We start from the raw sequence: 12,429 nt of genomic DNA on the forward strand, positions 1-12,429 counted from the left end.
GAATTTAAGGAGAAACTTATGTCAAAGGTCAAAATATTCGCAGACAGCACCTCCGATCTGCCCTCATCATGGATTGGCGATTACGAGATCGGGATTATCCCGCTTTACGTCGTTTTCGGGGAAGAAACATACCGTGACGGCGTCGATATCACTCCCGAGAAATTGTACCGCAAGGTGGAAACGGATGGAAGCCTTCCGAAAACAACGGCGCCGTCTCCGAAAGATTTCATGGATGCGTTTACTCCCTACATCGAACAGGGACAGGACATCGTCTATATCAGTCTTTCTTCCAAACTTTCATCCACTTATCAAAATGCGCTGATCGCAGCGGCCGAATTTCCGGAGGGACGCATTCATGTCGTCGATTCCCTGAATTTGTGCAGCGGCATCGGACTCCTGGTCATGAAGGCGGTGAACGCCGCAAAACAAGGGCAAAGCGCCCGTGAAATCGCCTCATTGATCGAGCGTACCCGGCCTATGGTCGAAACTCAGTTCGTCATTGACACCTTGGAGTATTTATATAAAGGCGGACGTTGTTCCGGCATGCAACATTTCATCGGCAGCCTGCTGCAAATCCGGCCCGTTCTGAAAGTCGTGGACGGGAATATTATCCCGGCCTACAAGGTACGCGGCAAAAAGGAGAAAGCGGTACAGCAAATGCTCGACAATGCGCTGGCGGATACGGCGGAAATGGACAATGACCTGATCATCGTCGCCCATACGATGGCCGAGGAAGATGCTCTCCGTCTTGCGGCGATCCTCAGGGAGCGGACCGGGGCCCGAGAAGTGGCGCTGGCCGAAGCGGGTTGCGTCATTTCAAGCCATTGCGGCCCGCACACCGCAGCCATTATGTATACGAAGAAGATTCCCGAGTAAGGTCTGATAATAAAGGAGGATCCTCTGATGGGAAACATTAAGATTTTTGCGGACAGTACCTGCGATTTGCCGGCAGCATGGATCGAGCGATACGATATCGGCATTGTCCCGCTTTATGTCACGTTCGGCGATACCAATTATCGCGACGGTATCGACCTTACCACGCCCGAGCTCTACAAAAAGGTGGATGAAACCGGCAAGCTGCCGAAAACGGCAGCCCCTTCCCCATCCGACTTCATCGCCGCCTTTTCGCCATTCATCGCGGAAGGACGGCCGATTCTGTACATAAGCTTGTCATCGGAATTGTCCTCCACGTACCAAAACGCGCTGATCGCTTCCGATGAATTTCCAGAAGGCCAAGTGACCGTTTTCGACGCGTTGAATCTGTCCACGGGAATCGGGCTTCAGGTCATGAAGGCGGTTCGGGCTGCGGAAGAAGGCAAATCCGTTCCCGAAATCCTGTCGATGCTGGAAGCGGTGCGGCCATGCGTCGAGACGGAATTCGTCATCGATTCCTTGGACTATTTGTACAAGGGAGGGCGCTGTTCCGGCATGCAAAACCTTGTCGGCAGCCTGCTGCGGATCCGGCCGGTCATTAAGGTAGAGGACGGCAAAATGACGCCTGCCTATAAAATCCGGGGCAGCCGGGAAAAAGCACTTGACCAGCTGCTGAACAATGCGCTTTCCAAGATTCCGGACATGGACAAAGACCTTATTTTCGTCACGCATTCCTTGGCCGACGAGGATGCGGCTTTTCTGCAGCAGGCGCTTCAAGCCAAAACGGGAGCGAGAGAAGTCGCCGTATCCAACGCCGGCTGCGTCATTTCCAGCCACTGCGGCGCCAAGACGATCGGAATTCTGTATACGAAATCGATCGGCTGAGTTTAACAAGTCAAAAACGGCGTTAAGGGGATTACCCTTACGCCGTTTTTTGTCGTTCCTGCTTATTCGAAGTTCCGGGTCTCCAGCAGGTTGGCGACATCCGTTTCGTTCAGAGGTTTCGAGATGACGGCGGCCATTCCGCTCGCCAGGCATCTCTCCCGGTTTTCGGCGCCGCCGCAGGCGCTTACGCCGATAATAACCGGAAGTTTATCGTTAGGCAGCAGCCTTCTCAACAGCCTCGACGTTTTGATTCCGTCCATGACAGGCAATTCAAGATCCATGAAGATGAAATCGTACACTCCCGCGGTTACCGCTTCAATGACCTCCATCCCGTTATGGGCGACATCCGGCCGATATCCCAACCTTTCGAACAATTGGACAAATGCCTGGCAATTGACCGGATGATCTTCCGCAATCAAAATCGAATGCGTTCGCGCACCCTCGTTTCTTTTAATTTGCACCGGCTTCTCCTCAATCATGATCGGCACAAGGTCTACTGCGGCGGCAGCGGCTTCCGCACGATTCGCGTGCATAGGCTCCTCCGGCAGCAAAGCCCGCGCATCCCCGATTAATGTGAAGCGGAATTCGGATCCTTGCCCCTCCGTGCTTTCTACCGTAATGCTCCCGCCAAGCAACTCGACGATTCTTTTGCAGATCGCCAGGCCGAGTCCTGTGCCGCCATACTTGCGGTTGACCACGGGATGAACCTGGGAAAACGATTGGAACAACCTGTGCAGCTTGTTCTCGGGAATTCCGATTCCCGTATCCGAGACGCTGAATTTCAAAAGATCGCCCGCGTCATAGGCGGATGAACGTTGAACTTCGACCTTGACTTCCCCGCGTTCCGTGAACTTCACCGCATTCCCGATCAAATTGACCAGGATTTGCCTGAGCCTGGACGAATCGCTGTAAATATATACGGGCACGTCTTTCGAGATGGAATAACTCAGGTGAATGCCTTTCTTGGCGGCCTCCGGCTGGAACAATTCCACCGCCCCCATGACGCAGCTCTCCAGGTGGAAGGTTTCGTATTCCAGCGCCATCTTCCCCGCTTCGATTTTGCTAAAGTCCAGCACATCGTTAAGAATCGTCAGCAATTCCCTGCTGCTGTCCGAAATTACTTCCGCATAATAACGCTGGTCTTCGGTTAAATCCGTATCCATAAGCAAGTCGGTCATGCTGATGACGCCGTTCATCGGGGTTCGGATCTCATGGCTGATCATCGCCAAAAACTCGGATTTGGCTTGGGTGGCGCGCTCCGCGGACTCTTTGGCCCTCATGATTTCGCGTTCCCCGGTAATATCGTTAAAAACGACGACGGCGCCGATCAGCTGCCCGCGCTCGATCATCGGATTTACCCGGTATTCCACCAGGAAACTGGAACCGTCCCGTCTCCAGAACACGTCCTCCGGCACGACCCTGGGAATGCCGTCGCGCATCGTCCGCGTGATCGGACAATCCTCCAGCGGATAGTCCGACCCGTCTATTTTCGTATGGTGGATTAATTGATGATTGGATTGGCCGATAAACTCCTCAATGCTGTAACCGAGCATTTCCGCTGCGGCTTGATTGATAAACACCGTTTTCCCGTTTTCGTCCAAACCGTAAATCCCTTCCGATACGGATCCCAGAATCAAGGAATGCAGATAGCTGAGCTTCTCGATCTGTTCTACATAACGCTTCTGCTCCGTAATATCGCTGGCGATCCCGTAAACGCCGACGACTTGATGATCGACGATGATCGGGACATTGGTTACGGCGATTTCCAGCCGGCTTTCGTCTTTGCGTATGACCGTCGTTTCATAATTTTGCGGATTGCCTAGCTTGGCTTGTTCAAAATGCTGCCGCGTTTTCGGCAAATCCTCCGGATCGATGATTTCCCCGAAATTCATGCCGAGAAGCTCCTCGCCGGTGTAGCCGAGCAGCGCTTCCAGATTGGAGTTGATGGAAGTATATTTGCCGCTGAGATCCATGGAATACACGCTTGAAGGACTATATTCAAACAATGACCGGTACCGCTGCTGGCTCTCCTGAAGACGCCGCTCGCTCTGCTTGCGTTCCGTTACGTCCCTGGAAATCGAAATGATCTCCCCGATTTCTCCGGAGAATGCGACGTATCTGTAGCGGCCGGTGCTTTCGAACCAAATATATCTTCCGTCCTTATGCCGAACCCGGTAAGTGATCGTGTATACGCTTCTGGAATTCATCCTCAGCTTCATGTATTCTTTGACCGGCTCGATATCGTCGGGATGAAAATAATCATATGCGCTCTTACCTATCATTTCTTCGGGTTCGTATCCGAGCAGCGTATATGAGGAAGGCGATACATATAAGTAAGTGAAGCTGTCGTCCGCGGCATGCCGGGAAATCAAGTCCATCGAATACTCCGAAATGAGCCGGTATTGCCCCTCGCTTTCCCGGAGCGCCTCTTCCATCCGGTTCCGTTCCGTAATCCCTTTGGCCTGAAGCATTTTATCCGCGGTAATATCTCTCGTAATCGAGAAAACGCCGGCCACGCCGGTTTCATGTATGATCGGGACAAACGTCGTGTGCGCTTCCCTGAAGCTTCCGTCCCTCCGCCGAAACGTGATCTCGAAGCTTCCGGTCTCTCCCTCAAGGGCTCTATGAAAAAACTGTTCCCTTTTAAGTTGGCCCTGTTCGCAAAACAACCGGTCCGGAGACAGTTTCAGAAATTCGTCGGCGGAGTACCCGGTCAGTTTTTCGATTCTTGGATTCGCCTCCACGTACTTGCCGTCCACGTCAATAATGCATATCCCGTCGGGAAGGTTCTCGTATAATAACTTATAAGTGCTATCCTCGGAAATGAGCTTTTTTAATAGCCCGCTGGTAGGGTTGGACACGGCTAAGGCTCCTCCGTTTCAATGATGGTTTCGGACAAGTAGTGATACATATCACTCTTCATTTTAACCGATTATTGGAAAACGGCGAATGGGTCCGGATTCCTAGGACGGTCAGGAACAAAGAAAACAGCGTGTCCTTCCGTCAGGAAACGCTGTTTTTGCGGAACAAAGGATATCAGGTTTTTTCCCGCCTTCTGTATCCCGTCCGGGAACGGTACTGCTGAGGAGCTCTCGCCGGATAGCGCGCCGGTAACGAGAACATATGCACCAGCATCGTAAACGGAATGGAAGCAAACAACAGAAACGCCAATACGATATGCAACTGAAAAATGAAAGGGACGTCTGTCATCAAATGATACTGCGGGTTAAAGGTGAACAGGCTTCGAAACCAGGGGCCGATGGTCGTTCGGTATTCATAAGCGACTACTGTCGTGTTGTAAACAAGGGTCATGTATGTGCCGATCGCAGCGACGATCAATACCAGAATCACGGCAAAATAGTCGCCGAACCCGGCATGGACGCGTACCCTGCGATTCGTTATTTTCCGGATCAGCAGGACGACGAGTCCCGCCACCACCATCAAGCCGGCAATACTTCCGCCGACGATGGCGAAGATATGATACATCTCATCGGACACGCCCATGGATCTGTAAACTCCCTTCGGGATCAGCACGCCCATCACGTGACCGATGAACGCAAAAATAATCCCGTAATGAAACACGGTAGAACCGGTCCGGAGCCACTTCTTCTCGAAAATCTCCGTGGAAGGGGCCGTCCAGGTTACCTGACGGAAAGCAAATCGGTAAAGCAAACCGACGACCATCACCGCAAGCGCGATATACGGAAACACGACCCACCAGAAAATACCGGCCATCCCTAAACCTCCCTTCCATTCAATTGCACTTTTTGTAAACCGGAAACAGGGCGTCGCTGCGGGCAGTACCGTCCATTCCGAACAATACCGGATACGGAAGCTCATCAAGGTCGGCAGTTTCCCGTTTGCTTTCCAGCATTCGGATTTGTTCCTCCGTCGGCTCCTCGAACACGTCCGTCATCAGTAAGCCGAAAATTCCCGCATAGGGACTGTCGTCCGGAAGATGATCCCGGATCCGCTTGGTGGCGGCCGCCAGCCTGAGCTCCAATCCCCGGACATGAACGTGATCCGGACGGACCGCGAGCAGTTCGTACAGCATCGGGATATAATCGCTAAGTTCTTTCCCCGTCATCGAAAAACCGGCGTCTTCCACGATATGCCGAAGCAGAATGAGCGCGGCCCCCCGCTCCCGGCTGTCGCCGAGTTCATGAGCGGTCAAGTATAGCCCGGTTTTCTCTTTCCAATCAAAGGTCCACACGTACGCTTCCTGCAGTTCCTTCAGCGGCATCGAGCAAATCCGGTTCACCGCCTTGGCGAACTTTTTGTTCAGCAGAGGGTCGCCGACAGCATCCTCGACCGCTTCCAACAGATCATACCTGTCCGAATACAACGGCTCGTCGGGATACCCTAACATTCTGGAGCATGCGGCCAACATGATATGCTTTTTTTCCATCCCTATTCCTCCCGTGCAAAAAGATGCGACATGACCGCCGAGGAAGGCGTAATCGATTCTATGCTGCACGCCCCCTGCTTATAGTGTAATTTTTCCTCCCCGTCCATCTCTCTCCGGCCTGTCGGAATGACAAACCGCTCGTTGTATTTGGCCACCGCGAACAAACGGGCCATTTCCTCTATTTCATCCACGGTAATTCCGGCCTCTTCCAAAAGGTGGCTATGCTTTAACTCGTCTTCGATCCCGACGGCGCGGCCGCGCATATGGACGCGCATCGCCGTCATTTTCAGCAGTACGCGCCGAATGACGGACGTGTCTCCCGCCGTAAGCAGCGAAGCGAGATATTCCATCGGAATCCGCATTTGATCCACGGCGGGAATATAATGGTCCGGCCGCAAACCGTCCTCCTCGATATGGTTCATGATCGGGCTGAGCGGAGGCACGTACCATACCATCGGGAGCGTCCGGTATTCCGGATGAAGCGGCAAGGCAACCTTCCATTTCATCGCCAGCTTGTAAATCGGGGAACGCTGGGCCGCGTCGATCCAGGAATCGTTGATTCCCGCTCTGCGCGCTTCCTTGACGACTTCCGGATCATTAGGGTCGAGGAATACCGACAGCTGGGATTCGTACAATTTTTGCGGATCCTCTACCGAGGCTGCCGCCTTTACCCGGTCGGCATCGTAAAAGACGACGCCGATATAACGGATTCGGCCTACGCAAGTTTCGGAGCAAATGGTAGCCATTCCCGCCTCGGTCCGCGGGTAGCAAAAATTGCATTTTTCCGCTTTATGGGTATTCCAGTTGTAATACACTTTATGGTACGGGCAGCCGTTCATGCAGAAGCGCCAGCCGCGGCAGGCTTCCTGATCTACGAGGACGATTCCGTCTTCTTCCCGTTTGTACAGCGCTCCCGAAGGACAGGAGGCAACGCAGGAAGGATTCAGGCAGTGCTCGCAAATCCGCGGGAGATACATCATAAACGTCTTTTCGTACTCCATCGCGATATGTTCCTGCAGCTTCTTCACGTTAGGGTCCAAAGGAACGACCTCGCTCCCGCCGGCCAAATCGTCGTCCCAGTTGGGTCCCCATTCCGGCTTGTCCATATATTCGCCCGTGATGAGCGATACCGGACGGCCAACCGGAAGATGCTTTCTTTTGGGACTGTGGATCAGGTTATCATAATCATAGGTCCACGGCTCGTAAAAATCGTCGAGGGACGCCATGTTCGGATTGTAGAAAATGTTTGCCAGCTTCGTGATGGGTCCCCCCGCGCGCAGCGCAAGCTTCCCGTTCCGCAGCACCCAACCTCCTTTATACCTTTTGACGTCCTCCCATTCCTTCGGGTATCCGGGCCCCGGTCTCGTTTCCACGTTGTTGTACCACATGTACTCGGTTCCCGGGCGATTGGTCCAGGTATTCTTGCAGGTTACGGAACAGGTGTGGCAGCCGATACATTTATCCAGGTTCATCACCATCGCGACTTGCGCTTTAATCCTCAAGCCAATCCACCTCCTTCAGCGGCCGGATAATCGTCAACGTGTCCCTTTGGTTTCCGGTCGGTCCGTAATAGTTGAATCCGTAGCTCAGCTGGGAATATCCGCCGATCATATGCGTGGGCTTCATCGTAATCCGCGTAACGCTGTTATGCGTTCCCCCGCGCTGTTTGGTGATGGTCGTCCCGGGAACGCCCAAGGTGCGGTCCTGCGCATGATACATGTAGGCAATCCCTTGGGGAATCCGGTAAGTCAGCACCGCCCTGGCTGCGACGACGCCGTTGCGGTTATACACCTCGATCCAGTCGTTATCCTTGACGCCGATCGATGCGGCATCCTTCTCGTTCAGCCAGACGACCTGCCAACCCCGGAACAAGGTGGACATCTGGTTCGTATCGGTGAACATCGTATGGATGCCCCATTTCTGATGCGGGGTCAGATAGCGGATCGTCAGCGATTTCCCGTTTTCCGGCACTTCCTTCTCTCCTTTAAGGAACGGAACATGCATAAGCGGCGGCAAATAAATCGGCAACCCTTCCCCGAAATCGAGCATCATCTCGTGATCCAGATAAAAGGATTGGCGTCCGGTTACCGTCCGCCATGGAATGCCGTATTCCAAGTTCAGCGTAAACGGGGAATAACGCCTATTGTCCTTCTCGAGTCCGCTCCATACCGCGGCTGAAATGGCCTGACGGGGCTGGGCGGTAATATCGAGAAGCGTAAAAGCGTCCTCTTCCCGCGGCTCCGCGATGTGCGTCAGGCTTTTGCCGGTCTTCTCTTCCATTGAGCGCCATCCTTCGACAGCGCGTTCCCCATTTGTCGCTCCCGACATCAGCAGGATCGCTTCGATCGCCTGCTTGTCGTAATAAAGATCCGGCTGGCCTTTGCCGATTCCTTCCCGCTTCGAAAGTCCGAGCCGGGCCTCCAGCTGGCCGTACACTTTTTCGCCGGGGATTTTTACTCCCTTGGCTCCGTAGCCCTTCTTAATGTTCGGACCGATCGTGATCATTTTGCCGTACACATTCGGATAATCCCGTTTTACGAACATGAAATGCGGCATCGTTTTTCCGGGAATCGCTTCAACCTCTCCCTTGCGCCAGTCCTTGATCTTCCCGTGAACCTGGGCGACTTCGTCCGGGCTGTCATGCCCGAGCGGGGTCATCATGACGTCTTCGCAGGCCGGAAGGTGCTTCTCGGCAAGCTCGGAGAACGTCTTGGCGATTTCGCGGAAGGCGTCCCAGTCGCTCTTCGACTGCCAAGGCGGTTCGATCGCCGCGTTGAACGGATGGATGAACGGATGAAGGTCCGTGCTGCTTAAATCGTATTTTTCGTACCAGGTGGCCGCCGGAAGCACGATGTCCGAGAAAAGTCCGCTGCTCGTCATGCGGAAATCCATCGCAACAAATAAATCCGTCTTCCCTTCCGGGGGAATTTCGTCCGTTTGGACTTGCTCCGGCTGCCAGGAATGGCTCGTGTCCGTAAGCACCTGGTTATCCGCTCCAAGCAGGTGCTTGGCAAAATACTCGTGGCCTTTGCCGCTGTCGCCGAGCAGGTTGGAACGCCAGTTAAAAAATACGCGCGGAAAATTATCCGGGTCGTTCGGATGCTCGATCGCAAAGTCGATTTCTCCGTCCTTCACCATTCTGGCCACTTCCCGCACGGCTTCCTGATCGTCCGTAAAGCCTTTTTCCCGAACCGCTCTCGCCAGATCAATGGAATTCTGGGTGAACTGAGGGAATGAAGGAAGCCAACCGAGTCTGGCCGCGAGGGCGTTGACATCGGCCGGATGCATCTTGCTGTACTGGCCACCCCAAGGGGTAGCCTGTTCTTCGTCGACTCTCGCTTCATAGCGGAACTGTTCGGTGGCGAAATAGAAAAACGAGGTTCCGTTCTGCAGCCGCGGCGGCCGGATCCAGTCCCCGGCAAAGGCGATTTGCTGCCAGCCCTCCAGCGGACGGACCTTTTCCTGGCCTACGTAGTGCGCCCATCCTCCGCCGTTGACGCCCTGGGACCCGGTTAGCAGCACAAGATTGAGAATGGCACGGTAAATCTGGTCGCTATGGTACCAATGGTTCGTGCCTCCACCCATCGCGATCATCGATTTCCCACCGGTACGGGCCGCATTGTCGGCAAATTCCCTGGCCACCTGGATGCAGTGCGCTTTTTTCACGCCGGTGATCGCTTCCTGCCAGGCAGGAGTATACGGCTTACCGTCGTCGTAATCCGCGGGATAATCCCCCGTCAAATTTCTGTTGACGCCGACGTGAGCCATCATCAGGTCATACACTGTGACGACCTTGACGGTACCGCCGTCCGCACCCTTCAGATGCTTGACAGGGACTCCCCGGCGCACGGTTTCTCCTTCTTTTTCCGCGAAATACGGAAAATCCACCAGCGCGATTTCGTCCGAATCCGATATGAAGGACAGCTGCGGGTCGATGACAGTCCCGTCCGCCCGTTCCAGATCCAGATTCCATCGTTTGTCCTGATCCCAGCGGAACCCTTGGCTGCCGTTAGGAATTTCCGGCATTCCCGTTGCCGCATCCCAAACGACGGTCTTCCACTCCGCCAATTCCCTGGTGTCCCCGAGATCGGAAGCACGTAGGAAACGATCCGATTTCATCATTCCTCCCTCCTCCTTCAACATGACGAGGAACGGAAGGTCGGTAAATTTTTTAACGTAATCGATAAAATACGGCACCTGCCGGTCCACATAAAATTCTTTCAAGATGACATGGGTCATCGCCATGGCAAGGGCGCCGTCGGTCCCGGCCCGGGCCGGGAGCCAGATGTCGGCGAATTTTTCGTATTCGGAATAATCGGGGCTGACACCGACGACCTTCGTTCCGTTATATCTGGCCTCGACCATGAAATGCGCATCGGGAGACCTCGTTTGCGGGATATTCGTACCCCAGATAATGAAATATTTCGTGTTATACCAGTCGCCGCTTTCAGGAACGTCCGTTTGATCGCCCCAGATTTGTGGGGAAGCAGGCGGCAAGTCGGCATACCAGTCATAAAAACTGAGGATCGTGCCGCCGATCAAGGACAGAAACCGGGTGCCGGCGGAATAGCTGACCATGGACATCGCCGGAATCGGGCTGAAGCCGACGACCCGGTCCGGGCCGTACTTGCGGATCGTATGAATCGTGGCCGCCGCGATCATCTGGCAGGCTTCGTCCCAGTCCGCCCTTACGAATCCGCCCTTGCCCCGAGCCTTGACATACCGTTCGCGTTTCGACGGATTGCCGACGATATTTTCCCATGCCATCACGGGGTCATGCACCGCGGCCATCTCTTCGCGCCACATTTCGACCAGATCGCCGCGAATATACGGATACTTCACCCTGACCGGACTGTAGGTATACCAAGAGAAGCTGGCTCCCCGCGGACACCCCCGCGGTTCGTACTCGGGGAAGTTCGCCCCCGTTGTCGGATAATCAGTCTTCTGGGTTTCCCAGGTGATGATGCCGTCTTTGACGAACACGTTCCAGCTGCAAGAGCCCGTGCAGTTGACCCCGTGCGTCGATCTCACCACTTTGTCATGCTGCCAACGGCCGCGGTACAAACCTTCCCAATCTCTGGTTCTCGGACTTTCTTCGGTCCAGCCGTCATTGATCGTTTTGCCGCGCTGCAAATACTTCAGCGCTTCCAGCAGCTTGTTCCGGTTGTCGCTCATAAAGACACTCCCTTCCCCGGCATTCCGGATTCTCCCGCCATCGGATTAAACCGCTCCCCGGTCAGCTTGAAGCTCTCTTCTCCCGCTTCCAGCTCTTCGATAAAAATACTCCAGTCCGCTGCGTTGCAAGCCGCGATAATCAGCCGCTGCAAACGATCCAGCTCCGAAATCCGCCTGATCCGATCATGAATTAGGGCTGGAACCGCCCCGAAACGCATGTCCAAAAGCGCGAGCAAATCTTCCTGATCCTGCAAGACAAAACCACCCATCTTCGCCTGATTCATCTTCATTCGCCTTCTTTCGTCAGTATTCGGATTTCATCATCTTGTAGTAATCCGCGATCAATGTTCGCTGCATCGTATTCGCCGTCTCACGGAAAAATTCGGCGACCTGTCCGTCCCCGGCTTCCAAATCTTCAAGGGAGAACGTTCGGCTCGACAATTTGCCGAGATCATCGCCAAACCGCAGCAGAATCGTGAAACCCCGTTCATCGCATCTGGCGCTTGCTTTAACATCATAAGGATGCAAATGCAGGCGTTCCAACTCTTTTACCAGCAACCCGTACAGCTTTGGCTCCATGAGCCGGAGCGGCTTGTCCGGCAGCATGCCGGCCAGTGAATAAGCGTTATTGAGCATGGCGCAAGCCCTCCACTTCCTTTTCGAGCATCTCCATTTCGTCCTCGTTATGCAGTTCATCGATCACGATCAATGCGTAAAAGCTTTGGACCAGCTTCTCCGACACAACCCCTTGGTCGAGCAGATCCTTAATCTCAAGGACAAGCTTTCGCATCAGATTATGATCCCTTGTCAGTGAAATGATGACCGGCGCAAGCTCAGGCTTGAGCTCCAGCGCATCCATATATAGCCCTTCCTCTTCGCTTAAAGCGTGCTGCAACGTGCGGGCCTCCCAATGTTCGACGATAATGTAACCGAGCTCCAGAGCCTTTTCCATTTCACCCTGCCTGACGCTTCTTTCCAGAAGCTCCGTCAATTCCTTCGCTTCTTCCAGCGCGGCCTCATGTATGGAAGAATGGCTGTCCACGTGTCTCAATGCCGGTCCTGATTTATGCGGCATAGGGGGCACTTCC

At 54.1% G+C, this 12,429-nt stretch carries 10 protein-coding genes; 2 read left to right on the plus strand and 8 right to left on the minus strand.

Features of this window, described 5'->3' with window-relative positions:
- Positions 1-18 precede the first annotated feature (18 nt).
- Positions 19-876, plus strand: a complete 858-nt coding sequence (locus ACSFXJ_RS18230) for a DegV family protein (protein WP_435921837.1) — start codon at positions 19-21, stop codon at positions 874-876.
- Between the two features lie 27 nt (positions 877-903).
- Positions 904-1,758 (plus strand): DegV family protein, encoded by an 855-nt coding sequence (locus ACSFXJ_RS18235; RefSeq protein ID WP_435921838.1) that lies wholly within the window; start codon positions 904-906, stop codon positions 1,756-1,758.
- Positions 1,759-1,820: 62 nt separating this feature from the next.
- Here the strand turns inward: ACSFXJ_RS18235 and ACSFXJ_RS18240 are convergent, their stop codons facing one another.
- The 8 genes from ACSFXJ_RS18240 to ACSFXJ_RS18275 form a co-directional block, all read right to left on the minus strand.
- Positions 1,821-4,619 (minus strand): PAS domain S-box protein, encoded by a 2,799-nt coding sequence (locus ACSFXJ_RS18240; RefSeq protein WP_435921839.1) that lies wholly within the window; start codon positions 4,617-4,619, stop codon positions 1,821-1,823.
- A gap of 175 nt (positions 4,620-4,794) precedes the next feature.
- Positions 4,795-5,493, minus strand: coding sequence for a respiratory nitrate reductase subunit gamma (gene narI, locus ACSFXJ_RS18245; RefSeq protein ID WP_435921840.1), 699 nt, complete (start codon positions 5,491-5,493; stop codon positions 4,795-4,797).
- Between the two features lie 19 nt (positions 5,494-5,512).
- Positions 5,513-6,166, minus strand: coding sequence for a nitrate reductase molybdenum cofactor assembly chaperone (narJ, locus tag ACSFXJ_RS18250; protein ID WP_435921841.1), 654 nt, complete (start codon positions 6,164-6,166; stop codon positions 5,513-5,515).
- A 2-nt stretch (positions 6,167-6,168) separates the two neighbouring features.
- Positions 6,169-7,668: a nitrate reductase subunit beta gene (gene narH / locus ACSFXJ_RS18255; protein ID WP_435921842.1), complete on the minus strand. Its 1,500-nt coding sequence runs from the start codon at positions 7,666-7,668 to the stop codon at positions 6,169-6,171.
- Positions 7,658-11,341: a nitrate reductase subunit alpha gene (locus ACSFXJ_RS18260; RefSeq protein ID WP_435921843.1), complete on the minus strand. Its 3,684-nt coding sequence runs from the start codon at positions 11,339-11,341 to the stop codon at positions 7,658-7,660. Before ACSFXJ_RS18260 ends, narH begins: the two co-directional genes overlap by 11 nt.
- Positions 11,338-11,625, minus strand: a complete 288-nt coding sequence (locus tag ACSFXJ_RS18265; RefSeq protein ID WP_435921844.1) for a hypothetical protein — start codon at positions 11,623-11,625, stop codon at positions 11,338-11,340. The genes ACSFXJ_RS18260 and ACSFXJ_RS18265 overlap by 4 nt, the downstream gene beginning before the upstream one ends.
- Positions 11,626-11,644: 19 nt before the next feature.
- Positions 11,645-11,977 (minus strand): hypothetical protein, encoded by a 333-nt coding sequence (locus ACSFXJ_RS18270; RefSeq protein WP_435921845.1) that lies wholly within the window; start codon positions 11,975-11,977, stop codon positions 11,645-11,647.
- On the minus strand, positions 11,967-12,416 hold the full coding sequence (locus tag ACSFXJ_RS18275; RefSeq protein ID WP_435921846.1) for a hypothetical protein: 450 nt from the start codon (positions 12,414-12,416) through the stop codon (positions 11,967-11,969). Before ACSFXJ_RS18275 ends, ACSFXJ_RS18270 begins: the two co-directional genes overlap by 11 nt.
- Positions 12,417-12,429 lie beyond the last annotated feature (13 nt).

Source organism: Paenibacillus salivarius (genome assembly GCF_051307165.1).
Classification (GTDB): domain Bacteria; phylum Bacillota; class Bacilli; order Paenibacillales; family Paenibacillaceae; genus Fontibacillus.

Coding starts and splice junctions, on each gene's coding strand:
- ACSFXJ_RS18230 (WP_435921837.1), top strand. CDS start 19: ATGTCAAAGGTCAAAATATTCGCAGACAGCACCTCCGATCTGCCCTCA.
- ACSFXJ_RS18235 (WP_435921838.1), top strand. CDS start 904: ATGGGAAACATTAAGATTTTTGCGGACAGTACCTGCGATTTGCCGGCA.
- narI (WP_435921840.1), bottom strand. CDS start 5,493: ATGGCCGGTATTTTCTGGTGGGTCGTGTTTCCGTATATCGCGCTTGCG.
- narJ (WP_435921841.1), bottom strand. CDS start 6,166: ATGGAAAAAAAGCATATCATGTTGGCCGCATGCTCCAGAATGTTAGGG.
- ACSFXJ_RS18260 (WP_435921843.1), bottom strand. CDS start 11,341: ATGAGCGACAACCGGAACAAGCTGCTGGAAGCGCTGAAGTATTTGCAG.
- ACSFXJ_RS18265 (WP_435921844.1), bottom strand. CDS start 11,625: ATGAATCAGGCGAAGATGGGTGGTTTTGTCTTGCAGGATCAGGAAGAT.
- ACSFXJ_RS18270 (WP_435921845.1), bottom strand. CDS start 11,977: ATGCTCAATAACGCTTATTCACTGGCCGGCATGCTGCCGGACAAGCCG.
- ACSFXJ_RS18275 (WP_435921846.1), bottom strand. CDS start 12,416: ATGCCGCATAAATCAGGACCGGCATTGAGACACGTGGACAGCCATTCT.